Source organism: Pseudomonas lini (assembly GCF_001042905.1).
GTDB lineage: Bacteria > Pseudomonadota > Gammaproteobacteria > Pseudomonadales > Pseudomonadaceae > Aquipseudomonas > Aquipseudomonas lini.
On sequence record NZ_JYLB01000005.1, the window covers coordinates 31,796 to 55,681 of the forward strand.

Below are 23,886 nucleotides of genomic sequence, written 5' to 3' on the forward strand. Positions count from 1 at the left end.
CGTCCGTCGCAAGGCCAGCATCGACGTCGGGCTCGCGCCTGTCCTACAGTGCTCGTGAAGCTTCGGTTTTCAGTTGGCCGTTGCAAGGGGAGGTAATGGAGGCGCGCAGAGAAACACCGCTGGGCGATACCCAGGACCCGCATGCGATGCCGGGCTCGTGGGCTACTGCCCGTCGCTTGCTTCGATGGGCGCGGGAGCATTGGTTATTGTCGATCCTGGTATTGGCCACGCTGGTGCGTTTTTACCACCTGACGGCGGCAGCGATCTGGGGCGACGAAGGGTCCAGCCTGTTGCTGAGCCAGTATTCCCTGGCCGGGATCTGGGAACATGCGGCTCATGATGTGCATCCACCCCTGTATTTCATGCTGCTGCACGGCTGGACCGGCCTTTTTGGAGACAGCATTTTTTCGATTCGCAGCCTGAGTGCGCTACCGGGGATTGCCACGGTGGGACTCGGCGTCTGGCTGGTGGACCTGCTCGCTACCCGCCGCGCCGCATTGATGGCCGGGGTTCTGCTGGCGCTGCTACCCACGGCGGTGCGTTACAGCCAGGAAGTGCGGATGTATTCGCTGCTGGGGCTGTGGCTGATCGGTGCCACGATCGCCCTGGTGTGTTGGATAAAACGGCCGCAACGCACACGCTATCTGGTGATTTACACCCTGCTGATGAGTGCAGCGTTCTACACCCATTACTTCACGGCGCTGTGCGTGCTCTGCCACTGGCTGTATCTGGGACTGATCCGCGTGCAATCAGGGTATCGATTGCGGCACATTCAGCGCTCTGGCTGGTGGCTGGCGAATGTGGCGATTGTGGCGTTGTACCTGCCGTGGCTGCCCAATCTGCTCGATCTTGTGCAGCACATGGATCAGCTCAAAGCCAATGGCGATGTGGGGTGGGAGGCGCCCGTCACGCTCGGCTCACTGCCTTCGATGATCTGGTCGTTCCTGATCCAGGACGATGGCGAGAACCTGCCCACGCTGGTTTTTATCGCATTGCCACTGGCGCTGCTGGCCTTGGCGGGCGTGGCGCTGGCGCGGGATCGCAGTGTTTTCCGTGGCAGTGCGCTGGCGGTGATCTACACCGTTCTCCCGGTGTTGCTGGTGTTTGTGGTGTCGTTCATATCGCCGGTGTTTATCGAGCGTTACCTGACCGCTTATGCCCTGGGCTTGCCGATGCTGGTGGCGCTGGCCATCGATCGCTTGTACGCGGGCTCCAAGGTATTGGCGCTGGCCGTGCTGATGCTGTTTGTCGGCGTCGAACTGGTGGGCCTGAAGAACAACGCCACGGTGGATACCGACGATCAGATCAGCGTCGTGGTCAACTACGTGAATCAGCACTTCTCCCCCGGCGACCGAATCGTCACCAGCGACATGCTCTGGTACCTGAGTTATGTCTATTACAACCGGACAGACGCCAAACCGTTGCTGTACACGCCGCCGTTGGCTGATGGCAGGTCGAGCCGGCCGAACGCTTACGGTTTTGGCACGTTGGTGACCAATGATGTTTACCTGGATAGCCTAGGCGGCTTACCTGAAGGCAATGGTCGGGTATGGCTGGTCGGTAGCGTCGATGGACCGGACGAGTTCGCGCCCTTGCCCGCAGGCTGGCAAAGCGTCAGCGAAACCCACGCGGGAGGCGCCGAGGCGCGCTTGTACGTGCTGAAGTAACCCCGGGTTTCAAGGCTTAAACGATTCATCTTTCAGGTCGCTATATCAATCGTCTTCTCCAGTCGATTTAGCTCCGATTTGATATCAAAGCACCACTAGTCGCAACACCATTCATGGTCTACGCTCGTCATACAAAAGGACTTTTGGCGGGTGAATGGATGCAGCACTTTCACTTTATTTCCGGCTTGCCGCGCTCAGGCTCGACCCTGCTTTCTGCCATTCTTTTGCAGAACCCGCGCTTTCATGCCGGCATGACCAGCCCCGTGGGTGCGCTCTTTTCCGGTGTTCTGGAACAATGCAGCGCCGGCAGTGAATTCGGTGCGGTAATCGATACCGACCTGCGTCGCCGTCTATTGCGCGGCTTGTTCGATTCTTTCTACGCCGACAAGGCCGACAAACCGGTGGTGTTCGACACGAACCGCCTGTGGAGTTCGCGCCTGCCGGCGATCAGCGATCTGTTCCCTCAAGCCAAGATCATTGCCTGCGTGCGCAATGTCGCTTGGGTCATGGACAGTATCGAGCGCCTGTACCGCGCCAACCCCTTCGAAAACACCAAGCTGTTCGGCGATGCGGTCGAGCGCAACACGGTCTATAGCCGCTGCGAAACCCTTGCCCAGCGTAATCGGCTGGTGGGGTTTTCCTGGGCCGCCCTCAAGGAAGCCTACTACGGCGAACACGCCGACTCGTTGCTGATCATCGATTACGACCTTTTGAGCCAGGCGCCGGAGCGGGTGATGCGGCTGGTCTACGATTTCATCGGCGAACCCTGGTTCGAACATGATTTCGATCATTTGGCCTACGACGCACCGGAATTCGATCAGGCCCTCGGCCTCTCGGGGCTGCATAAGGTGAAGGCCAAGGTTCAATTGCAATCCAGGCGGACGATCCTGCCGCCGGACTTGTTCAAGCAGTACGCCGAGTTGTCCTTCTGGCTCGATGGCTCAGCCAGCGCCGCCAATGTCATTCGTATGAAAGCCGACGCCGCGATCAGTTGATCGCGGCGTTTTCATTGATGCGTCAGAAAGTTCGAGTCCGGGTGAGCAGCATGTGGTGGAGCAAAGGCAAGTCGCGGGTTACCGAAGGCGCACGAGCGCTGGCCTCGCCAATGATCATGTCCCTGGAACCACGCATGCTGTTCGACGGTGCGGTGGCCGCGACGGTTGCCGACACCGCCCAGGCTGACAGCCATGCCACCGCCGAGGCGGTCAAGGCGCCGACGGCCGACCAGCCGGTCGCCAGCAAAGACACCCACGGCCAGGCCGATGCCACACCGGCGCCAGCACCCGCTGCGGTGCCGGGGCAGAGCGTGGTGTTCGTCGATTCGCGGGTCAAAGACGCCGCCAGCCTGCTTCAGGGTGTCGCGCCCGGTACTCAGGTGATTCAACTGGATGCCAGCAAAGATGGCTTGCAGCAAATTGCCGACTATCTGGACACCCATCAGGGCATCAGCTCAGTGCAGATCATTGCCCACGGCAACGCGGGCGATCTGTGGCTGGGCGATAGTTATCTGTCGGCTGACAACGTCGCGGCCCGCAGCGCAGTGCTGACGGATATCGGCAAGGACATGAACGTCGGCGGCGACATCTTGATCTACGGCTGCTACACCGCCGAAGGTGAGCGTGGCTTGAGTTTTGTCGACTCGCTGGCTCAATTGACCGGCCGCGATGTGGCGGCTTCCAGTAATCGCACCGGGATCGGTGGCGACTGGAATCTGGAAATTGCCACCGGCAACATCGAAAGCGCCAACGTCCTCTCGACCACGGCCATGAGCGAGTATCAGTGGGGGCTGGCCACCTGGACCGCCACCAACAACGCCAACACGGGCGTCGGCTCACTGCGTGCGGCCATCGCCTCGGCGCAGAACGGCGATATCGTCACCTTTAACAGCAGCATGACGGTGCAGCTGACGTCCGAACTGCTGATCAACAAGAACATCACCGTTGATGGCGACTTGAACAACGACGGCGCGGCTGACGTGATTCTCGATGGTCAGTACAGGACCCGAGTGATTGAGGTGGCGTCCGGCAGCATCGTGACACTCGATGGCCTGGTGATCACCCGTGGCCTGGTGTCGGGCACGGGCGGCAACGGTGGCTACGGTGCCTCGGGCGCGATGGCCGGGGGGATTTTCAACGCAGGGATTCTGACCCTGAACAACGTTACCGTGACCTCCAACGGCGCTTCCGGTGGCGGTGGCGGCGGTGGTGTCACCGGCGCTTTTTACGGCGGTGGCGGTGGCGGCGGCGGCGGTTTGGGCGGCCAGGGCGGCGGGCATGGCGGTTCGGCAGGGCCGGGTACCGGCACGTTGGGTGGTGGTGCGGGCGGCGGCGGCGCCGGTGGTTATGGCGGCGGTTATGACGCGACCCACATGGGCGGTCGCGGCGGTACCACCACTGGCGGGGCGGGCGGGGTGGGCGTTTCCTATTACAGCAACGGCGGTAACGGTGCGACGGCCAGCAATGGCACGATTTCCATTGGCGGCGGTGGCGGCGGGGCCGGTTGGGACAAGGTGGGTGGCGCTGGCGGCAACGCGGTGGGCGGGATCTACAACGCTAGCAGCGGCACCATCACCATCGTCGGCACGTCGACCATCAGCAACAACATCGGCGCCGGTGGCGGCGGTGGCGGTGGCGGTGGCCAGGGCAGCAATGCCAGCAATGGTGGCGAGGGCGGCCGGGGCGTCGGTGCGATCTGGAACAAAGGCACATTGTTGATCACGGCAGCCAACTTCGCCGCCCTGGCCGGTAATGCCGCGGCCAGTGGTGCCGGTGGCACTGCGCAGGGCGGGGGGGCAACCGGCACCTCGCCGACCTCCGCCGCGACAATCTATAACGATGGCGGTGTACTCAACACCGCGTATTCGCCGCCGCCGACCGCGACCATTGTGGTCGCTGATACCACACTGAGCATCGGCGAAACGTCCTTGGTGACGATCACATTCTCCGAGGCTGTGACCGGTCTCACCAATGCGGATCTGACCATCGCCAACGGTACGTTGACGGCAGTGAGCAGCGGCGATGGCGGCATCACCTGGACAGCAACGTTCACGCCGACCGCCAGTCTTTCCGATACCACCAACGTCATTACCCTGGACAACACCGGGGTGATCAACGGTCTGGGCACTGCCGGCGTCGGTACGACCAACTCCAATAACTATGTCGTCGATACGGCGCGGCCAACCGCCAGCATCGTGTTCACCGACACGGCGCTCAGGGCCGGTGAAACATCGCTGGTGACCATCACCTTCAACGAAGCAGTCACCGGTCTCACCAATGCCGACCTGACGATTGCCAACGGCACGTTGACTGCCGTGAGCAGCAGCGATGGCGGCATCACCTGGACGGGGACCTTCACCCCGACCGCCAGCATCACCGATGCGACCAACCTGATTACCCTGGACAACACTGGGGTCAGCGACCTGGCAGGTAACGCCGGCAGTGGCACCACCGACTCGAACAACTACGCCATCGATACCGTGCGGCCAACGGCAACCATCGTGGTGACGGACACCGCGCTGAGAATCGGCGAAACCTCTCTGGTAACGATCACCTTCTCCGAAGCGGTGAGCGGTTTCACCAACGCCGACCTGACCATTACCAATGGCACGTTGACCTCGGTGAGCAGCAGCGACGGCGGCATCACCTGGACCGCCACGTTCACCCCGAACGCGAGCATCAATGACACGACCAACCTGATCACCCTGAACAACACCGGGGTCAGCGACCTGGCGGGCAACGCTGGCAGCGGCACCACTGATTCCAACAACTATGCCATCGATACCGTGCGCCCAACGGCCACCATCGTGGTCGCGGACACGGCGCTGAGAATCGGCGAAACCTCTCTGGTCACGATCACCTTCAGTGAAGCGGTCAGCGGTTTCACCAATGCGGACCTGACCATCACCAACGGCACGTTGACCGCGGTGAGCAGCAGCGACGGCGGTATAACCTGGACCGCGACCTTCACCCCGACCGCAAGCATTAACGACACGACCAACCTGATCACCCTGGACAACACCGGCGTGGCCGATCTGGCGGGTAACGCTGGCAGCGGCACCACCGACTCCAACAACTACGCCATCGACACCGTGCGGCCGACGGCTACCATTGTGGTTGCGGACACCGCGTTGAGAATCGGCGAAACCTCTCTGGTGACCATCACGTTCTCCGAAGCGGTCAGCGGTTTCACCAACGCGGATCTGACCATTACCAACGGCACGTTGACTGCGGTGAGCAGCAGCAACGGCGGCATCACCTGGACCGCGACGTTCACGCCTTCGGCGAGCATCAATGACACCACCAACCTGATCACCCTGGACAACACCGGCGTGGCCGATCTGGGGGGTAACGCCGGCAGCGGCACCACCGATTCCAACAACTACGCCATCGACACGCTGCGCCCGACCGCCACGATCGTGCTGGCCGATACGGCGCTGACAGCGGGCGAAACCTCGCTGGTGACCATCACCTTCTCTGAGGCAGTAACGGGTTTCACCAACGCCGACCTGTCGATTGCCAACGGCACTTTGACTGCGGTGAGCAGCAGTGACGGCGGCATCACCTGGACGGCCACGTTTACCCCAACAGCAGGCATCATCAGCGCGACCAACGTCATCAGCCTGGCCAACACCGGCGTGGCGGATCTGGCGGGCAACACCGGCAGCGGCATCAGCTCCTCGGGCAACTACGCCATCGACACCGCCCCGCCGACCGCGACGATTGTCGTGGCGGACACTGCGTTGAGAATTGGTGAAACGTCACTGGTGACCATCACCTTCAACCAGGCCGTGAGCGGTTTCACCAACGCCGACCTGACGATTCCCAACGGCACGTTGACCGCGGTGAGCAGCAGTGACGGCGGCATCACCTGGACGGCGACTTTCACCCCGACGGCCAGCATCACCGATACGACCAACCTGATCACCCTGGACAACACCGGCGTGCAGGCTGCTGTCACCGGTAACGTGGGCAGCGGCACTACCGACTCCAACAATTACGCCATCGATACCGTGCGCCCGACGGCCACCATCGTGGTCGCAGACACGGCGCTGAGAATCGGCGAGACTTCACTGGTGACCATCACCTTCAGTGAGGCGGTCAGCGGTTTCACCAACGCCGACCTGACCATTACCAACGGCACGTTGACTGCGGTGAGCAGCAGCGATGGCGGCATCACCTGGACCGCCACGTTCACCCCTTCGGCGAGCATCAACGACACGACCAACCTGATTACCTTGGACAACACCGGGGTCAGCGACCTGTCGGGCAATGCCGGTAGCGGCACCACCGACTCCAACAACTACGCCATCGACACGCTGCGCCCGACCGCGACCATCGTACTGGCCGATACGGCGTTGACAGCGGGCGAAACCTCGCTGGTGACCATTACCTTCTCCGAGGCGGTGACCGGTTTCACCAACGCCGACCTGAGCATCGCCAACGGCACGTTGAGCGCGGTGAGCAGCAGCGACGGCGGCATCACCTGGACGGCAACGTTTACCCCGACAGCAGGCATCATCAGCGCGACCAATGTCATCAGCCTGGCCAACACCGGCGTGGCGGATCTGGCGGGCAACACCGGCAGCGGGATCAGTTCCTCGGGCAACTACGCCATCGACACCGCCCCGCCGACCGCGACGATTGTGGTGGCGGACACTGCGTTGAGAATCGGTGAAACGTCACTGGTGACCATTACCTTCAACCAAGCCGTGAGCGGTTTCACCAACGCCGACCTGACCATTGCCAACGGCACGTTGACCGCGGTGAGCAGCAGTGACGGCGGCATCACCTGGACGGCGACTTTCACCCCGACCGCCAGCATTACCGATACGACCAACCTGATCACCCTGGACAACACCGGCGTGCAGGCTGCCGCCACCGGTAACGTGGGCAGCGGCACTACCGACTCCAACAACTACGCCATCGATACCGTGCGCCCGACGACCACCATCGTGGTCGCGGACACGGCGCTGAGAATCGGCGAAACGTCGCTGGTGACGATCACCTTCAGTGAGGCGGTCAGCGGTTTCACCAACGCGGATCTGACCATTACCAACGGCACGTTGACCTCGGTGAGCAGCAGCGACGGCGGCATCACCTGGACGGCGACTTTCACCCCGACTGCCAGCATCACCGATACGACCAACCTGATCACCCTGAACAACACCGGCGTGGCAGATCTGTCGGGCAATGCCGGCAGCGGTACCACTGATTCCAACAACTACGCCATCGACACGGTCCGACCCACCGCGACCATCGTTGTGGCCGACGCTACCCTGAGCGCCGGCGAAACCTCGCTGGTGACCATCACGTTCAGCGAAGCGGTGAGCGGTTTCACCAATGCCGACCTGACCATCGCCAACGGCACGTTGAGCGCGGTCAGCAGCAGTGACGGCGGCATCACCTGGACGGCCACGTTCACGCCAACGGCCAGCATCACCGATACGACCAACCTGATCACCCTGAACAACACCGGGGTCAGCGATCTGTCCGGCAATGCCGGTAGCGGTACCACCGATTCCAACAACTACGCCATCGACACCACCCTCCCGACCGCGACGATCGTGGTGGCCGACAATGCGCTGAAAATCGGTGAAACGTCGCTGGTGACCATTACCTTCAGTGAAGCGGTCAGCGGCTTCACCAACGCCGACCTGACCATTGCCAACGGCACCTTGACGGCGGTGAGCAGCAGTGATGGCGGCATTACCTGGACGGCAACTTTCACCCCGACGGCCAGCATCACCGATACGACCAACCTGATCACCTTGGACAACACCGGCGTGCAGGCTGTCGGCACCGGTAACGTGGGCATCGGCACCACCGATTCCAACAACTACGCCATCGACACCGTGCGGGCAACGGCCACCATCGTGGTGTCGGACACGGCGCTGAGAATCGGCGAAACCTCTCTGGTAACGATCACCTTCTCCGAAGCGGTGAGCGGTTTCACCAACGCCGACCTGACGATTGCCAACGGCACGTTGACCGCGGTGAGCAGCAGCGATGGCGGCATCACCTGGACCGCCACGTTCACGCCTTCTGCGAGCATCAACGACACGACCAACCTGATCACCCTGGACAACACCGGCGTGGCCGATCTGTCAGGCAACGCCGGCAGCGGCACCACCGATTCCAACAACTACGCGATCGACACGGTCCGACCCACCGCGACCATCGTCCTGACCGACCCTACCCTGAGTGCCGGCGAAACCTCGCTGGTGACGATCACCTTCAGTGAAGCGGTCAGCGGTTTCACCAACGCCGACCTAAGCATCGCCAACGGCACCTTGACCGCGGTGAGCAGCAGTGACGGCGGCGTCACCTGGACCGCGACCTTCACCCCCACCGTCGGCGTGAATGACTCGAGCAACGTCATCACTCTGGCCAATACCGGTGTGGCCGATGTGGCCGGCAACACCGGCAGCGGCACCACCAACTCCGGCAACTACACCATCGATACGGTGCTGCCGACCGCCACCATCGTCGTTGCCGACAATGCGTTGAGCATCGGTGAAACGTCGCTGGTAACCATCACCTTCAGTGAAGCGGTCAGCGGTTTCTCCAATGCCGACCTGACCATCGCCAACGGTACGTTGACCTCGGTGAGCAGCGGTGATGGTGGCATCACCTGGACCGCAACCTTTACGCCGACCAATGCCATCACCGACACCAACAACGTCATCACCCTGGACAACAGCGGTGTGCAAAACGGCTCGGGCAACGCCGGTAGCGGCACCACCGATTCCAACAACTATGCCATCGACAATGTGCGGCCAACGGCAACCATTGTGGTCGCGGATGCGGCGCTGGCAGTGGGTCAAACATCGGTGGTGACCATCACGTTCTCCGAAGCGGTGACCGGATTTACCACGGCCGACCTGACGGTGAGCAACGGTATCCTGAGCAATCTGAGCACCAGCGACAACATCACCTATACCGCAACCCTGACGCCGACGGCGAGCGTCACCGATTCGACCAATTTAATTATCCTGGACAACACCGGAGTGATCGATGGGGCCGGCAACACGGGCGCCGGTACCACCGATTCCAATAACTACGCCATCGACAGCCAGCGCCCGACCGCCACCATAGTGCTGAGCGATACGACCCTGAAACCGGGCGAAACTGCGTTGGTGACCATCACCTTCAGCGAGGCGGTAACAGGTTTCGACAACAGTGACTTGAGCGTCGCCAACGGCACTTTGAGTGCAGTCAGTAGCAGCGATGGTGGCATCACATGGACCGGGACCTTTACTCCGACTATCGGGATTACCGACGCCAGCAACATCATCACCCTGGTCAATACCGGTGTGACTGATGTGGCCGGCAATACCGGCGCCGGCACCACCAACTCGGCTAACTATGTGGTGGAAACCCAGGTGCCGACCGCCAGCATCGTGGTTGCCGACAATGCCCTCAAGGTCGGTGAAACTTCGCTGGTGACGATCACCTTCAGTGAAGCGGTCAGCGGTTTCACCAACGCCGACCTGACCGTTGCCAACGGCGCGCTCAGCAACGTTTCGTCCAGCGATGGCGGTGTGACCTGGACCGCGACTTTCACACCTGCAGCCAGCGTGACGGACACCACTAACCTGATCAGCCTGGACAACAGCGGAGTGATCAACGCGTCGGGCAACAGCGGCGTCGGCGTGACCGATTCCAACAACTACGCGATCGATACCGCTCGCCCGACTGCAACCATTGTGGTCGCGGACAATAAGCTGGGCATTGGTGAAACCACCACGGTGACCATTACCTTCAGCGAAGCGGTGTCCGGTTTCGACCTGTCGGACCTCAGCGTGGCCAATGGCGTGTTGTCCAACCTGGTCAGCAGCAACGGCGGTGTGACCTGGACGGCCACGCTCACTCCGACCGCGAGCCTTAACGATGCGACCAACCTGATCCTGCTCGACACCGGCAATGTGCTCGACGCGGCGGGCAATGCCGGCGCCAGCATCGCCATTTCCAACAACTACGCGCTCGATGCGACTCGCCCGACCGTCACCATCGTGGTTGCCAACCCGAACCTGGGCATTGGCCAGACGACGCTGGTGACCTTCACGTTCAGTGAGGCGGTCAGCGACTTCGATTTGTCGGACCTGAGCGTCACCAACGGCGAACTGACCAACCTGGCCAGCAGCGACGGCGGCAAGACCTGGACCGGGAACTTCACGCCTGCCGCGAACATCACCGACCCGAGCAACTTCATTGCGCTGGACACCAGCAATGTGACGGATTTGGCGGGCAACATCGGCGCCAGCGTCGCGGTCTCCAACAACTACACGATCAACACCGTGCCGGCGTTTGTGGTCCTGCCACCTGTCACCGTGCCCGCTCAGCCTAACGTGCCATTGCAGCCAATCGTCTTCACCCCGCCCACTGGCGATATCGGCTCGCCGCTGACCTTTACCCCGCTGTTTGAACAACGGGTGATCGGCAACGGCATTCGGCCTCTGGGCGACATTTTCATGAACCACGGGGCGCTGGCGCCAAGCTTTATTGCGCAGGTATTCAGCAGTGAAAACGGTGGCGATGGCTCAGGCCAAGGCTTCCTGGGCTTTGGCGGGGGCGATGGCGGGGTCTTCGGCAGCAGCACGCTGTCAAGCCTGTTCAATCAGGACACCAGTAGCGAGGGGGATTCGCTGAACACCTTTGGTAATCAGTCAATCAGGGCGGGGGATGCTTCCCAAGGGCTGCGCGGCGTGTTTGGCGCACCGAGTCTTGGTCAGCAATTGCAACAGTTCAAAGACACCGAGCAGCGGCAGATCGAAAGCCTGGCCGCGGCTTTGCAACAGGTCGGCATCAGTGAAATGCGGGCCTGAAAAAACCATTAAAGCAGGGCGGCACCTGGGGGCTCCAAGGATGAAGAGAAGTCAGAAGTTATTCGGCGCCAGTCTGCTGGCGCTGGCGATCAGCGGATGTGCAGTCACCAGTGAACCGATCGAACGCGGCGTCAGCCAACAACGCGCCAAAAGCGATCTGCAAAACATGTACACGGGTCAGGAGCCCCTCAGCGGCCCACTGACTCTGCACCAGGCCATGGCCCGTGCGGTGAAATACAACCTTGAAGGCCGACTCAAGATCATGGAAGAGGCCCTGGCCAAGCGCCAACTCGACCTCGCCAGCTTCGACATGCTGCCACGCATGGCGCTGGACGCCGGGTACGTGGGGCGTAATAACGTAAATGCTTCCAGCAGCCAGAGCGTGGAAACCGGCACCCAGTCCCTGGAACCGTCGACCTCCCAGGACCGCGACCGTGAAGTGGCGGACCTGACCATGGTCTGGAACGTGCTCGACTTCGGTGTCAGTTACATCAGCGCCAAGCAGCAGGGCGATCAGCGGCTGATCGTTCAGGAACGTCGGCGCAAGGTGATCAACACCATCGTTCAGGACGTGCGCTCGGCCTATTGGCGAGCCATGGCCGCCGAACGCTTGCTCAAGCAAATCGACAGCCTGATGGCCCGGGTCGAAACCGCTCGCAACAATAGCCAGAGCATGAGCGAGCAGCGCATCGGCGATCCGATTCAGGCGTTGGGTTATCAGCGCTCGCTGATCGAAGCCACTCGGCAACTGGAAGAGCAACGCCGCGCACTGTCGCTGGCGAAAACCGAACTGGCGACCCTGATCAACCTGCCTCCAAGTACCAATCTGACGCTGGCGACCCAGGATGATTACGTCATTCCGGAACTCAAGGTCGATCTCGCCAGCCTGGAACAGGAAGCCCTGACCAGTCGGCCGGAGTTGCGAGAGCAGGATTACCAGACCCGCATCAGCGCCGCCGAAACCCGCAAAGCCATGCTGCGCCTGCTTCCGGGGCTAGAGTTTTCTGCTGGCGGGCATTACGACAGCAATTCGTTTTTGGTGGAACAGGGCTGGGCGGATTACGGGGTGAAAGTCACCTGGAACCTGTTCAATGTGATTTCCGCACCCGCCGCGATCGACGTTGCCAAGGCCGGTGAAGAAGTCGCCACGGCGCGCCGGCAGGCGATGTCGATTGCCGTATTGGCACAGCTTTACGTGGCCAACGCCAACTATCGCGAGGCGATGCGGCAGTTCAAGACCAATCAGCAACTGTCAGACATCGATGGGCAAATCGTCGGCCAACTGCGCAATCGCTATCAGGCGGCCGGGCTGGGCGAACTGGATTTGATCCAGGGCGAGCTGAACACCTTGCAGGCCGATCTGCGTCGCGACCTGTCCTACGCCGACCTGCGCAACGCTTACGGGCAAATCTTCGCCAGCGCCGGTCTCGATCCGCTGCCGGACGAAGTGCAATCGACCGAAGTCCAGTCCATCGCCACGGCCTTGGCCAATCGCGAAGAAGCGTGGGCGGCGGGCAACATCTCAGTGCCGGTGGCCCATGCCCCGGTCCAATAACCTGCTGGCGCCGACGGCGAGCATCAGCCGCGCCCAAAGGGAGGCACGCAACGGCCATCGCGGCACGGCGATTCTGCTGACCGGTTTACCGGCCGCGGGCAAGTCGACATTGGCCCAGGCACTGCACGCCGAGCTGTTCGAACACGGTGTGCAGAGTGTGGTGCTCGATGGCGACGGACTGCGGGTTGGGCTCAATCGTGATCTGGGGTTTACCGACAGCGATCGCCTGGAAAACATCCGCCGCGCCAGTGAACTGGCGGCACTGTTGGTCGAGAACGGACAAATCGTCATCCTCGCGATGATCGCGCCCTTGGTGGAGTTGCGTGAAGTGTTCGCCCGACGGCTGGGCGAGGATTACCGCGAAGTCTGGTGCAGCGCCTCGTTGGCGGTGTGTGAACAGCGTGATCCCAAAGGTCATTACGCCCGGGCTCGACGGGGTGAGTTGGCGGGGTTTACCGGTGTCTCCGCGCCTTACGAACCACCGCCGTGCGCGTCGCTGGTGCTCGACACGGGCGCGCAGTCGGTCGAGGCCTGTCTCGACCGTTTGCTGACTTGGCTCGGCGAGTGCGCGGTGTTGCCGAAACGATGAGTCGGCCGGCCTTCTCCCGCTTGCCGGTAACGGTGGATTTGCCGTTGCTGTTGCAGGCGCTGGCGGCAATAGGCGAGGGCGATTGGCACAGCCATTTCAATAGCGATTATTACGCTGGCGACTGGAGCGGTGTGGCGCTGATTTCCGCAGCCGATGCCTTGACTGAACTGTCGCCCGGTCGCGGTGAGCCTTTGCTGCGTTCCCCCTGGCTGCAAGATCTTCGATGGCAGCAAGGGTTGCGGGATCTGCCGCTGCAGATCGTCTGCGCGCGCCTGTTGCGGCTCGGCCCGGGCGGGCGCATTCACGAGCATCGCGACTATGACCTGGGCGAGCCGGATGCTGATTTGCGTCTGCACATTCCGCTGCTCAGTCCACCCCAAGTGGACTTTCTGCTGGACGGCCAACGCATGCCGATGGCCGCTGGCGAATGCTGGTTTCTCGACCTGTCGCGGCCTCATCGCGTGGACAATCGCGATACTCAGGCACGGATTCATCTGGTGCTCGATTGCCGACCCGGTGCCTGGCTGGAGCAGGCGATTATCGACGGGCTGGCAACCACGCCGTCGTCGGAAATGGGGCGGGACGCTTTTGCGCAGTTCAAGGCATTGGTGGCCAGTGATCCGCAGCTGTGCAAGTCCTTGCAGGGGTTGCAGGACAACCAAGCCTTTATCGCTCGCACCCTGGAACTGGCCGCCGAGCGTGGACTTGCGTTCACCCGTGAAGAGCTGCGCGCGGCGATGCGCGACGGTCGTCGTCAATGGAATGAACAATGGAGCGCCTGAACCTCGAAGGCTGGTTGCCGATCCGCGTTTGGCAAGAAGCCGGGCAATGGCAGGTTGACTGGTGCTGGTTCGGTGACACGCGACTGCATCAGCCGTTTTTCCGTGATGCGGTGGAGGATGCGCTGCGGCTGCCGTTCAATCAGGCGTTTCGTCGAAAAACTGCATTGTCGACGCTCTCTGACTGGCAGGTTTGCAGTCCCGGCCTGATGCCGAGTGCGTTTATCTTCCACGCCTCCCGCTGCGGCTCGACCCTGATCAGCCAGATGCTGGCGCAACTCGACAACCACATCGTCATCAGCGAACCACCGCCGCTGGATGCGTTGCTGCGCAGTGATGTGCCCGCCGTCGAACGCTGTGCCGCCATCAAAGGGTTGCTGTCTGCCTACGGGCAACGTCGGCTTGGCGTGGAGCAACGGCTGGTGATCAAACTCGACGCCTGGAACATCGGTGAACTGCCGTTGTTGCGCGAGTGCTTCCCCGAAACGCCGTGGTTGTTTCTTTATCGCGATCCGCTGGAAATTGCTGTCTCGCATCTGCGTCGCCCGGGCATGCACATGGTGCCGGGGATGATCGGGGCGAGCGTGCTGGATGAGGAGTTTCCGTTCAGCAGCCGTGAGGATTACATTGCCCGACGATTGGGGCGGTTGCTGGCATCGGGATTGGCGCAATGCCGGGCGTTTGGCGGCTTGGCGGTGAACTACAGCGAACTGCCGCAGGCCATGGCGGGGCGGTTGGCAGCGTTCTTTGCGTTGGATATCGAGCAGCGCAGGCAAGTGTTTGCGGCGGTGGGGCAACATGCCAAGCAGCCGTTGCAGGTGTTTGTTGGTGACAGCGATGACAAGCGTCGTGAAGCCTCGGCGTTGTTGTGTGAACAAGTGGAGCATTGGGCGCGAGTGCCTTATGAGGCATTGGAAAAGGATCGCAGCCTCCGGCAGCTCCTACAATGGCCCGGCGTACTCCTGTAGGAGCTGCCGAAGGCTGCGATCTTTTGGAGGCTAGAGATAATTCCTCAGGGTTTCGACGACAAATCTGCCATCCCCTTGAGCAACTCGATCGGCAGCGGGAAGACGATGGTCGAACTCTTGTCCCCCGCAATCGAGCTCAGCGTCTGCATGTAACGCAACTGCATGGCACCTGGCTGACGCCCGAGCATTTCAGCAGCCTGCATGAGTTTTTCCGAGGCCTGCAATTCGCCTTCAGCGTGGATCACCTTGGCCCGACGTTCCCGTTCGGCCTCGGCCTGTTTGGCGATGGCGCGAATCATCGATTCGTTGAGGTCCACGTGCTTGATCTCGACGTTGGCCACCTTGATCCCCCAGGCATCGGTCTGCGCATCGAGCACTTGCTGGATGTCGACGTTCAGGCGTTCCCGTTCGGCCAGCAATTCATCGAGCTCATGTTTACCGAGCACCGCCCGCAACGTGGTCTGCGCCAGTTGGCTGGTGGCCATGAGAAAGTCTTCGACCTGAATGATCGCCTTTTGCGGATCGAGCACGCGGAAATACAGCACCGCATTGACCTTGACCGAGACGTTGTCGCGGGTGATCACGTCTTGTGGCGGCACGTCGAGCACCACGGTACGCAGGTCGACGCGAACCATTTGCTGAACCACCGGAATCAGCAGGATCAGGCCGGGGCCTTTGACCTGCCAGAAGCGTCCGAGTTGGAACACCACGCCGCGCTCATATTCGCGCAGGATGCGGAAGGTCGACCCCGCCAGTGCAATCAGCAATAACAGCAGCGCGGCAAAACCCAGTTGCAGGCCCATGACTATTCTCCGCCATCATTGTTCATTGCGGGCGCTGCGTCAGCCGCAGCCACTTCCAGCAGTAGACCCTTGCGTGCCACCACCCGGACTTGTTGTCCCGGTTGCAGCGGTGTTTCGCACAATACTTGCCATTGCTCGCCTTGCAAGTGCACCCAGCCGATGTAAGCACTACCCGCCTGCAACGACGTTATCGGCGTTACGCTGCCCAGCAATTCGTCGTCGCCGCTGACGTTGCGACGCGGTCGGGTTTTCAAGGCGCGGATCAACAGGAAACCCAGCAGCAGTGCACTGATCAGCCCCAGCCCGATCATCAAGGGAACCGGGATCTCGGCATTGGTCAGAATCACCGCGCCGATCACAAACATCACAAGGCCGCCCAGACCGACCACGCCATAATTGGGCAAGGCCGCCTCGGCGATCAGAAACGCAATGCCGAAGGTGATCAGCCAGAGCCCGATGGGATCGGGAACCAGCACTACGAGGGTGTCCGCTGCGAAAACCGATCCGCTCAAGGCCAACAGCAGCGCAATTGCACAGCAACGTGTGTTCACTTGACCCTCCGGGAGAGTCATCCGTCCACGAGCCGTTCATGGCTCTGTATACAAGTTTAGTTGAGCCTGCACTGGTATGAATTTTGACCAGTTATCGACAGCGTCCGACGGGCGGATTTCCCGCCGGATCCCACCAGCGGGCCTAGACTTTTAAGGGAGACCAAAAGCTAACCACCGTCCGCGATTCGTTGCTGCGGACACCGAGGTGCATCATGCGTATGGCAAAAACCGTGCAGAACAGCCTGGAAAAGGCGCACTGCGAATATGACATCGTTTCCCACCCGCACTCGGCCAGCAGCCTTGAAACGGCTCGGCTCGCGGGCATCCCTGCCGAACGGGTCGCCAAATCGGTGATTCTCGACGACCGTCACGGCCACTACTTGATGGCCGTGCTGCCCGCCAGCCGTCACCTGGACCTGAGCAAAGTACGTGGCAGCAGCGAATGGCAAATCACCCGGGAAAGTAACCTGCCGCACCTGTTCGACGATTGCGAACGCGGCGCCGTGCCCGCACTGGGCGAATCCTACGGGATGGATATGGTCATCGACCCACAGCTCACCCGGCAGAAAGACATCTACCTCGAAGCCGGCAACCACAACAACCTGGTACACATGAGCGTGCCGGAGTTTCTGAAAATGGTGCCGCATGCCGAGGTGTGTGAGTTGAGTCTGTCGGCATAGCGCTGCCGTCAATCGCGGGCAAGCCCGCTCCCACAGGAATCGCGAAAATCCTGTGGGAGCGGGCTTGCCCGCGATTGACCGCGTAGCGGTCACCCCAATTTAGCCATCAAGAAGGAGCCAAACATGGAATCCCCTACCCACAGCCTCCCCTCCCTGTTCAAACAACTCGGCCTGCCTGATGACGCCGAAAGCATCGATAAATTCATCGCTACCCATTCACCGCTCAAACCCGAACTGCACCTGGCGGACGCGTTCTTCTGGAACGAGAGCCAGGCAGAGCTGCTGCGTGAGGAGATTCTGGATGATGCGGATTGGGCGGAGGTGGTGGATCAGCTGGATGTGCTGCTGAGGAAGGGGCGGGGGGTGTAAAAAAATCTGTAGGGAAACGGCGAAATGTAAAAAAACTGGTGAGTGGTAAAAAAATCTGAGCAAAAACTTAATTTGTTAGCTTTTTCCAGGGTTGCTCAGAAACAGGTAATAGACCAGAATCAAGACCTGAATTGAGGTCTTAATTATGCAAAGTGTTCTGGCCGACATGGCGGTTAGCGTGTCTGAGTTGAAGAAAAACCCATCTGCAGTTCTGAGCGGTGCTCACGGTGGGCCTGTGGCAGTGCTGAACCATAACCGAGTGATGGGATACATGGTTCCGGCCGATGTTTTCGAGCAAATGATGGAGCGCCTCGATGACTTCGAGTTGGCGGAAATTGTTCGCTCTCGTAGAAATGAAACGCCGGTCCCGGTAAGCCTGGATGACCTATAAGCTTGAATTCCTGCCCTCCGCACGCAAGGAGTGGGACAAGCTGGGGCATACATTGCGTGAGCAGTTCAAAAAGAAACTGGCGGAACGGCTTGAATTGCCTCGAATCCCTTCCGACTCACTGCATGGGATGCCTGATTGCTACAAAATCAAATTGAAGTCATCGGGATACAGGCTTGTGTATCAAGTTTTTGATGAGCGCGTAGTCGTTTCTGTGGTGGCGGTTGGTAAGCGCGAACGCAGCGATGTGTACGACCGAGCCAAGAAGCGCTGATAGTTCTAGACCTCTCTTATTTTTGCCGCTTGCGTCCGCATAGCGGCAAATTCGGTTTCGATCTCTTCGTTACTGCGGCACTGTCCTTCGTTTTGCGAGAATCGTGCAGCATCCACTTTCCTTTGCAGGAAGTTGTGGTAACGATCCGATTCTCCGAAATCGAAGATATTGTCAGTTTCTGTTGTATCACCAGGCATTGTTCGATTCTCGGTTCGGATAGCGAACGTTACACAGATTTCAAACTCGACAGCGATCCCTGTGGAGCTCCCATGTCTGACCATTGCTCGCCAATATGTTTCAAAACTTGACCAACTTTCCCCTCCAATGCCATATTGATAGTTAGCAAACTAACAGTGTGTGCATCCCCTCGTGCCAAAGAACCTCGACGCTCTCCAGATGAACATCAGCAGCTCCATGGTGGTGGCCGCCAGGCATTGGCGGAAAATCTGTCAGACCACGCTGGTCAACTATGGAATCTCCGAAGCCTGTGCCGTGCCGCTGTTGATGATCGGGCGTTTGGGCGAGGGTGTGCGGCAGGTGACGGTCGCGCAGGCGGCGGGGATGGAGAGTCCGTCTCTGGTGCGTTTGCTGGATCAGCTGTGCCATGCCGGTTACGTGTGTCGTACCGAAGACACCCAAGACCGCCGCGCCAAGTGCCTGAGCCTGACCGAGACCGGTCGCGAACTGGTGCAGGCCGTCGAAGTCGAGTTGGTGCGTTTGCGCCATGAAGTGCTCGAAGGGATCGCCCCGAGTGATCTGGAAGCGGCGCTGCGGGTACTGAAAGCTTTCGAAGCGGCCAATCATCCAGCGGTAGCTCAACCTTGAGCGGATTTTTCACCGGCGTCCCCCCGGCGCGAGACTGGTTCTACGGTGTGCGCACGTTCGCGGCATCGATGATTGCGCTGTACATCGCCATGCTCATGCAAATGCCCCGTCCGTATTGGGCAATGGCCACGGTGTACATCGTTTCCAGTCCGTTCGTCGGCCCTACCAGTTCCAAGGCGTTGTACCGCGCCGTTGGCACTTTGCTTGGTGCGGCGGCGGCGGTTTTTTTCGTGCCGATGTTTGTGCAAAGCCCCTATGTGCTGGTGGTGGTCATCGCGCTGTGGACCGGGATTTTGCTGTTCCTGTCCTTGCACCTGCGCACCGCCAACAGCTACGCCTTGATGCTCGCCGGTTACACCTTGCCGCTGATCGCCCTGCCGGTGGTGGATAACCCGCTGGCGGTGTGGGACGTGGCCGAGGCGCGCACCGAAGAGATCTTCCTCGGCATCGCCTGCGCGGCGGTGGTCGGCGCCATGTTCTGGCCACGGCGGCTGGCGCCGGTGTTCAACGATTCGGTGAACAAATGGTTCGCCGATGCCTCGACCTACAGCCTGCGCTTCCTCAGCCGTAACGTGCAGCCGGACGAAGTCAGCGTCCTGCGTTCATCGATGGTGGCGAACTTCAACAGCCTGGAATTGATGATCGGTCAGTTGCCCCACGAGGGCGCGCGGCCGCAGACAGTGCGTAACACCAAGGAACTGCGCGGGCGAATGATCCATCTGCTGCCGGTGATCGATGCCCTCGACGATGCGCTCTATGCCCTCGAGCGGCGCACGCCGGAGCTTGTGGATAAGTTCGCGCCACTGCTGGCCGCGACCGCCGAGTGGCTCGACCACAAAGACGCTGATCTCGACCGCTGGCAGGCCCTGAAAAACCAGCTCGAAGCGCTGCAACCGAATGCCGAGGCGCTGGACGACCGCAAGCAGTTGCTGTTTTCCAACGCGCTGTATCGCCTCGGCGAATGGATCGATGTGTGGCAAGACTGCCGCAGCCTTCAACACGCCATTCAGTGCGAGAGCCAGGACAGTTGGCGCGCGGTGTATCGGCACTGGCGCCTCGGTCGGCTGTCACCGTTTCTCGACCGTGGGTTGATGCTCTATTCGGCCGCGTCCACGGTCACTGCCATCATTGTCGCCTCGGTGCTGTGGATTCTGCTCGGCTGGACCGACGGTGGCAGCGCGGTGATTCTGGCGGCGGTGGCGTGCAGTTTTTTCGCTTCGATGGACGACCCGGCGCCGCAGATTTATCGGTTCTTTTTCTGGACCGCGATGTCGGTGCTGTTCGCCAGCCTCTATCTGTTTCTGATCCTGCCGAACCTGCATGACTTCCCGATGCTGGTGCTGGCATTCGCCATCCCGTTCATCTGCGTTGGCACCCTGACGGTGCAGCCGCGTTTCTACCTGGGCATGCTGCTGACCATCGTCAACACGTCGTCCTTCATCAGCATTCAGGGCGCCTACGACGCAGATTTCCTCAGCTTCGCCAACTCCAACCTGGCGGGTCCCATGGGCTTGCTGTTCGCGTTCATCTGGACCCTGATCGCCCGGCCATTCGGCGCTGAACTGGCGGCCAAGCGCCTGACCCGTTTCAGCTGGCGCGACATCGTCAGCCTCACCGAACCGGCTTCGTTGGCCGAACACCGGCAATTGGGCGTGCAGATCCTCGATCGCCTGATGCAGCACTTGCCGCGACTGGCCATGACCGGCCAGGACACCGGGATCGCCCTGCGGGAAGTGCGCGTGGCGTTGAATCTGCTCGACCTGCTGGCTTATACGCCGCGTGTGGTTGGTGTGCCGCAGGTGCTGCTGCAGCAAGTGGTGGCCGAAGTCGGTGAGTACTTCAAGGCCTGTCTCAAGGCCGACGAACGTCTGCCAGCGCCGAGCCCGTTGCTGATGACTCTCGACCGCACCCGTCGCGCCCTCGATACCGAGTGCGACGACGGCGCCCGTCTGCATTTGCTGCACGCCCTGAGCGGCTTGCGTCTGGCCTTACTGCCGGGTGTGGAGTTCGTCGGCGCCGGTGAGCTTGAAGAACCGCTTCCCCATGGCATCGATGGAGCGCCTTTATGATCGGTGATCTGGATATCAGCGGAGTATTCCTGCCCACGCTGCTGGTGCTGATGGGCATTACCTACGTGTTGTACCTGTTGCTGCACGGGGTGCTGACGCGCCTGCACTTTTACCGTCTGGTCTGGCACCGGGCATTGTTCAACGTGGGTCTCTACGCCTTGCTCCTCGGCGCCGTGGACTCACTCAGTCGATACCTGATGACATGAAAAAACCTTTTTTGACCCTCGGCCGCGTGGTCCTGACGCTGTTGATCGTGACCTTCGCCGTTGTCGTGGTCTGGCGCATGGTCATGTATTACATGTTCGCGCCCTGGACCCGGGACGGGCACATCCGCGCCGACATCGTGCAGATCGCCCCGGACGTGTCGGGGCTGATCCAGCAAGTGGAGGTGCGCGACAACCAATGGGTGAAACGCGGCCAGGTGCTGTTCAGCATCGATCAGGACCGTTTCAAACTGGCACTGCGCCAGGCGAAAGCGGCCGTTGCCGACCGTCAGGAAACCCTTGCCCAGGCCCAGCGCGAAGCCAAGCGTAACCGTGGCCTCGGCAACCTGGTCCCGGCCGAGCAACTGGAAGAGAGCCAATCCCGTGTCGCCCGCGCCGAAGTGGCGTTAATGGAGGCGCAGGTGGCGGTGGACAGCGCCCAGCTCAACCTCGACCGCTCGCTGATCCGCAGCCCGGTGGATGGCTACGTCAACGACCGTGCGCCGCGTTCCCAGGAGTTCGTCACCGCCGGGCGGCCGGTATTGTCTGTGGTGGACAGCAACTCGTTCCACATCGACGGTTATTTCGAAGAAACCAAACTGGACGGCATTCATGTCGGCCAGAGCGTCGATATTCGCGTGGTCGGCGACCGCGCCCGTCTGCGTGGGCATGTTGAGAGCATCGTCGCCGGTATCGAAGACCGTGATCGCAGCAGCGGCAGCAATTTGTTGCCCAACGTCAATCCGGCGTTCAGCTGGGTGCGGCTGGCGCAGCGGATTCCAGTGCGAATCGCTTTCGACGAGGTGCCGGCGGACTTCCGCATGATCGCCGGCCGAACGGCCACGGTGTCGATCATCGACGATCAAACCCGGGAGCCGGCGCAATGAGCAGGGCCTCTGGGTTGGCGGTGGCCGGATTAGGCTTGTTGCTGTCGGCCTGTCAGGTGGTCGGGCCGGATTATCACTTGCCGGACGAGGCCGCCGTGCACCGTGACGACTTTCAGGGCGATCTGGCGGTGAACGGCAAAAATGTCGTTTCGGCGCCGGTGCCCAGCGATTGGTGGCGGTTGTATCAGGATCCGCGTCTGGACCAATTGGTGCAGCAGGCCATGGCCTCCAACACCGATTTGCGGGTGGCAGCGGCGAATCTTTCGCGGGCTCGCGCTCAGGTCGACGAAGCGCAGGCGGCGGGCGGTTGGAGCGGCGGTGTGAAAATCGGTGCCCAGCGTCTACAGGAGTCCGGCGAGGCATTTTTGCTGGCGGATAAAGTGCCGGTGGCCAACGTCGGTGACATCGGCATCACCACGTCTTATCAGTTCGACCTGTTTGGCACGTTGCAACGCGGCATCGAAGCGGCCAAAGCCAATGCCGATGCGACTCAGGCGGCAGCGGACACCGCGCGCATCACGCTGGTGGCCGATGTGGTGCGGGCTTACACCCAGGTCTGCGCGGCCAACGAAGAGCGGGAGATCGCTCAGCATTCTCTCGACCTGCAAGCCCAGAGCACCACGCTGACCCAGCGCTTGCGCGACGCCGGACGCGGCGATGAAACCCAGGTCACCCGTTCGCAAACCCAATTCAAATCCTTGCGCGCCGAATTGCCGCGTTATGAAGCCGCACGTCAGGCCGGACTGTTCCGCTTGTCGATGCTGCTGGCCAAACCGGTCGAGCAATTGCCGGCGGGCACCTCCGACTGTGCCGAGCTGCCGAAAATTGCGCAATTGTTGCCGGTGGGTGACGGCGCCACGCTGCTCAAGCGTCGACCCGACGTGCGGCAGGCCGAGCGCAGATTGGCGGCCGCGACCGCCGCTATCGGCATTGCAACCGGCGAGTTGTACCCGGACATCAGCATCGGCGCGACCATTGGCACGGTCGGGATTCTGGAAAACCTCGGCAAACCGGCGACCAATCGCTGGGGCTTCGGCCCGTTGCTGAGCTGGACCGTGCCGTCCAACGGCTCTCGCGCGCGAATCCGTGAGGCCGAGGCCGCGACCCAAGGCGCGCTGGCGCATTTCGATGGCGTGGTGCTCAACGCCATCCGCGAGACTCAGACCGGCCTGGCGCAATATTCCGCGCAGCTTCAACGCCGCGATGCGTTGGCAGATGCCGAGCAATCGGCTCAACTGGCGGCAGACCAGACCCACCGCTTCTTTCAGGCCGGTCGCGCGTCGTTCCTGGCGGACCTGCAAGCCACCCGCACCTACACCGACGTACGGGCGCAACTGGCCTCGGCCAACACCCAAGTCGCGATGAGCCAGATCGATTTGTTCCTTGCTTTGGGTGGCGGTTGGGAAAGCGGACGAACGCAAGGGTCACAACCCGGCAAACCCTGAGGCCGTTGCTA

At 61.2% G+C, this 23,886-nt stretch carries 18 protein-coding genes; 16 read left to right on the forward strand and 2 right to left on the reverse strand.

What is annotated here, in order from left to right; translation table 11 throughout:
- The first annotated feature begins 95 nt into the window (after nucleotides 1-95).
- The 7 genes from TU81_RS15555 (at nucleotide 96) to TU81_RS15585 (ending at nucleotide 15,381) form a co-directional block, all read left to right on the forward strand.
- The gene (locus tag TU81_RS15555) at nucleotides 96-1,667 is read left to right on the forward strand and encodes a glycosyltransferase family 39 protein (protein WP_048395975.1); all 1,572 of its coding nucleotides are present in this window, start codon (nucleotides 96-98) and stop codon (nucleotides 1,665-1,667) included.
- 158 nt (nucleotides 1,668-1,825) lie between these two features.
- The gene (locus TU81_RS15560; RefSeq protein WP_038978410.1) at nucleotides 1,826-2,662 is read left to right on the forward strand and encodes a sulfotransferase family protein; all 837 of its coding nucleotides are present in this window, start codon (nucleotides 1,826-1,828) and stop codon (nucleotides 2,660-2,662) included.
- A gap of 50 nt (nucleotides 2,663-2,712) precedes the next feature.
- The gene (locus TU81_RS15565; RefSeq protein WP_082157855.1) at nucleotides 2,713-11,490 is read left to right on the forward strand and encodes an Ig-like domain-containing protein; all 8,778 of its coding nucleotides are present in this window, start codon (nucleotides 2,713-2,715) and stop codon (nucleotides 11,488-11,490) included.
- A 40-nt stretch (nucleotides 11,491-11,530) separates the two neighbouring features.
- Entirely contained in the window at nucleotides 11,531-13,045 is a 1,515-nt protein-coding gene (locus TU81_RS15570; protein ID WP_038978413.1) for a TolC family protein, read from the forward strand.
- Entirely contained in the window at nucleotides 13,029-13,634 is a 606-nt protein-coding gene (gene cysC / locus TU81_RS15575; RefSeq protein ID WP_048395976.1) for an adenylyl-sulfate kinase, read from the forward strand. Before TU81_RS15570 ends, cysC begins: the two co-directional genes overlap by 17 nt.
- Nucleotides 13,631-14,416, forward strand: coding sequence for an aspartyl/asparaginyl beta-hydroxylase domain-containing protein (locus tag TU81_RS15580; protein ID WP_048395977.1), 786 nt, complete (start codon nucleotides 13,631-13,633; stop codon nucleotides 14,414-14,416). Before cysC ends, TU81_RS15580 begins: the two co-directional genes overlap by 4 nt.
- A complete protein-coding gene (locus TU81_RS15585; protein WP_038978416.1) occupies nucleotides 14,404-15,381 on the forward strand; it encodes a sulfotransferase family protein in 978 nt (325 codons plus the stop codon). Before TU81_RS15580 ends, TU81_RS15585 begins: the two co-directional genes overlap by 13 nt.
- A gap of 44 nt (nucleotides 15,382-15,425) precedes the next feature.
- Here TU81_RS15585 and TU81_RS15590 read toward each other — a convergent pair whose 3' ends face one another.
- Together TU81_RS15590 and TU81_RS15595 are read right to left on the reverse strand one after the other, a co-directional pair.
- Nucleotides 15,426-16,184 (reverse strand): slipin family protein, encoded by a 759-nt coding sequence (locus TU81_RS15590; protein WP_048395978.1) that lies wholly within the window; start codon nucleotides 16,182-16,184, stop codon nucleotides 15,426-15,428.
- 2 nt (nucleotides 16,185-16,186) lie between these two features.
- Entirely contained in the window at nucleotides 16,187-16,735 is a 549-nt protein-coding gene (locus TU81_RS15595) for an NfeD family protein (protein WP_048395979.1), read from the reverse strand.
- Between the two features lie 212 nt (nucleotides 16,736-16,947).
- Here TU81_RS15595 and TU81_RS15600 point away from each other — a divergent pair, with 212 nt between their 5' ends.
- From TU81_RS15600 to TU81_RS15645, 9 genes are all read left to right on the forward strand, one after another.
- Nucleotides 16,948-17,415 (forward strand): aminoacyl-tRNA deacylase, encoded by a 468-nt coding sequence (locus tag TU81_RS15600; RefSeq protein WP_038978418.1) that lies wholly within the window; start codon nucleotides 16,948-16,950, stop codon nucleotides 17,413-17,415.
- A gap of 123 nt (nucleotides 17,416-17,538) precedes the next feature.
- Complete coding sequence (locus TU81_RS15605; RefSeq protein WP_030128603.1) at nucleotides 17,539-17,784, forward strand: DUF2789 domain-containing protein; 246 nt, start codon at nucleotides 17,539-17,541, stop codon at nucleotides 17,782-17,784.
- Between the two features lie 145 nt (nucleotides 17,785-17,929).
- Nucleotides 17,930-18,175, forward strand: coding sequence for a type II toxin-antitoxin system Phd/YefM family antitoxin (locus tag TU81_RS15610; protein WP_007899564.1), 246 nt, complete (start codon nucleotides 17,930-17,932; stop codon nucleotides 18,173-18,175).
- A complete protein-coding gene (locus tag TU81_RS15615) occupies nucleotides 18,165-18,446 on the forward strand; it encodes a type II toxin-antitoxin system RelE family toxin (RefSeq protein ID WP_007899567.1) in 282 nt (93 codons plus the stop codon). The genes TU81_RS15610 and TU81_RS15615 overlap by 11 nt, the downstream gene beginning before the upstream one ends.
- Before the next feature lie 396 nt (nucleotides 18,447-18,842).
- Complete coding sequence (locus TU81_RS15625; RefSeq protein ID WP_038978419.1) at nucleotides 18,843-19,271, forward strand: MarR family winged helix-turn-helix transcriptional regulator; 429 nt, start codon at nucleotides 18,843-18,845, stop codon at nucleotides 19,269-19,271.
- Nucleotides 19,268-21,340, forward strand: a complete 2,073-nt coding sequence (locus tag TU81_RS15630) for an FUSC family protein (protein ID WP_048395980.1) — start codon at nucleotides 19,268-19,270, stop codon at nucleotides 21,338-21,340. The genes TU81_RS15625 and TU81_RS15630 overlap by 4 nt, the downstream gene beginning before the upstream one ends.
- On the forward strand, nucleotides 21,337-21,546 hold the full coding sequence (locus TU81_RS15635; RefSeq protein ID WP_048395981.1) for a DUF1656 domain-containing protein: 210 nt from the start codon (nucleotides 21,337-21,339) through the stop codon (nucleotides 21,544-21,546). The genes TU81_RS15630 and TU81_RS15635 overlap by 4 nt, the downstream gene beginning before the upstream one ends.
- A complete protein-coding gene (locus TU81_RS15640; protein WP_048395982.1) occupies nucleotides 21,543-22,430 on the forward strand; it encodes an efflux RND transporter periplasmic adaptor subunit in 888 nt (295 codons plus the stop codon). The genes TU81_RS15635 and TU81_RS15640 overlap by 4 nt, the downstream gene beginning before the upstream one ends.
- Nucleotides 22,427-23,875, forward strand: coding sequence for an efflux transporter outer membrane subunit (locus TU81_RS15645; protein WP_048395983.1), 1,449 nt, complete (start codon nucleotides 22,427-22,429; stop codon nucleotides 23,873-23,875). Before TU81_RS15640 ends, TU81_RS15645 begins: the two co-directional genes overlap by 4 nt.
- Nucleotides 23,876-23,886 lie beyond the last annotated feature (11 nt).

Coding starts and splice junctions, on each gene's coding strand:
- TU81_RS15555 (WP_048395975.1), top strand. CDS start 96: ATGGAGGCGCGCAGAGAAACACCGCTGGGCGATACCCAGGACCCGCAT.
- TU81_RS15560 (WP_038978410.1), top strand. CDS start 1,826: ATGCAGCACTTTCACTTTATTTCCGGCTTGCCGCGCTCAGGCTCGACC.
- TU81_RS15565 (WP_082157855.1), top strand. CDS start 2,713: ATGTGGTGGAGCAAAGGCAAGTCGCGGGTTACCGAAGGCGCACGAGCG.
- TU81_RS15570 (WP_038978413.1), top strand. CDS start 11,531: ATGAAGAGAAGTCAGAAGTTATTCGGCGCCAGTCTGCTGGCGCTGGCG.
- cysC (WP_048395976.1), top strand. CDS start 13,029: ATGCCCCGGTCCAATAACCTGCTGGCGCCGACGGCGAGCATCAGCCGC.
- TU81_RS15580 (WP_048395977.1), top strand. CDS start 13,631: ATGAGTCGGCCGGCCTTCTCCCGCTTGCCGGTAACGGTGGATTTGCCG.
- TU81_RS15585 (WP_038978416.1), top strand. CDS start 14,404: ATGGAGCGCCTGAACCTCGAAGGCTGGTTGCCGATCCGCGTTTGGCAA.
- TU81_RS15590 (WP_048395978.1), bottom strand. CDS start 16,184: ATGGGCCTGCAACTGGGTTTTGCCGCGCTGCTGTTATTGCTGATTGCA.
- TU81_RS15600 (WP_038978418.1), top strand. CDS start 16,948: ATGCGTATGGCAAAAACCGTGCAGAACAGCCTGGAAAAGGCGCACTGC.
- TU81_RS15605 (WP_030128603.1), top strand. CDS start 17,539: ATGGAATCCCCTACCCACAGCCTCCCCTCCCTGTTCAAACAACTCGGC.
- TU81_RS15610 (WP_007899564.1), top strand. CDS start 17,930: ATGCAAAGTGTTCTGGCCGACATGGCGGTTAGCGTGTCTGAGTTGAAG.
- TU81_RS15615 (WP_007899567.1), top strand. CDS start 18,165: ATGACCTATAAGCTTGAATTCCTGCCCTCCGCACGCAAGGAGTGGGAC.
- TU81_RS15625 (WP_038978419.1), top strand. CDS start 18,843: ATGAACATCAGCAGCTCCATGGTGGTGGCCGCCAGGCATTGGCGGAAA.
- TU81_RS15635 (WP_048395981.1), top strand. CDS start 21,337: ATGATCGGTGATCTGGATATCAGCGGAGTATTCCTGCCCACGCTGCTG.
- TU81_RS15640 (WP_048395982.1), top strand. CDS start 21,543: ATGAAAAAACCTTTTTTGACCCTCGGCCGCGTGGTCCTGACGCTGTTG.
- TU81_RS15645 (WP_048395983.1), top strand. CDS start 22,427: ATGAGCAGGGCCTCTGGGTTGGCGGTGGCCGGATTAGGCTTGTTGCTG.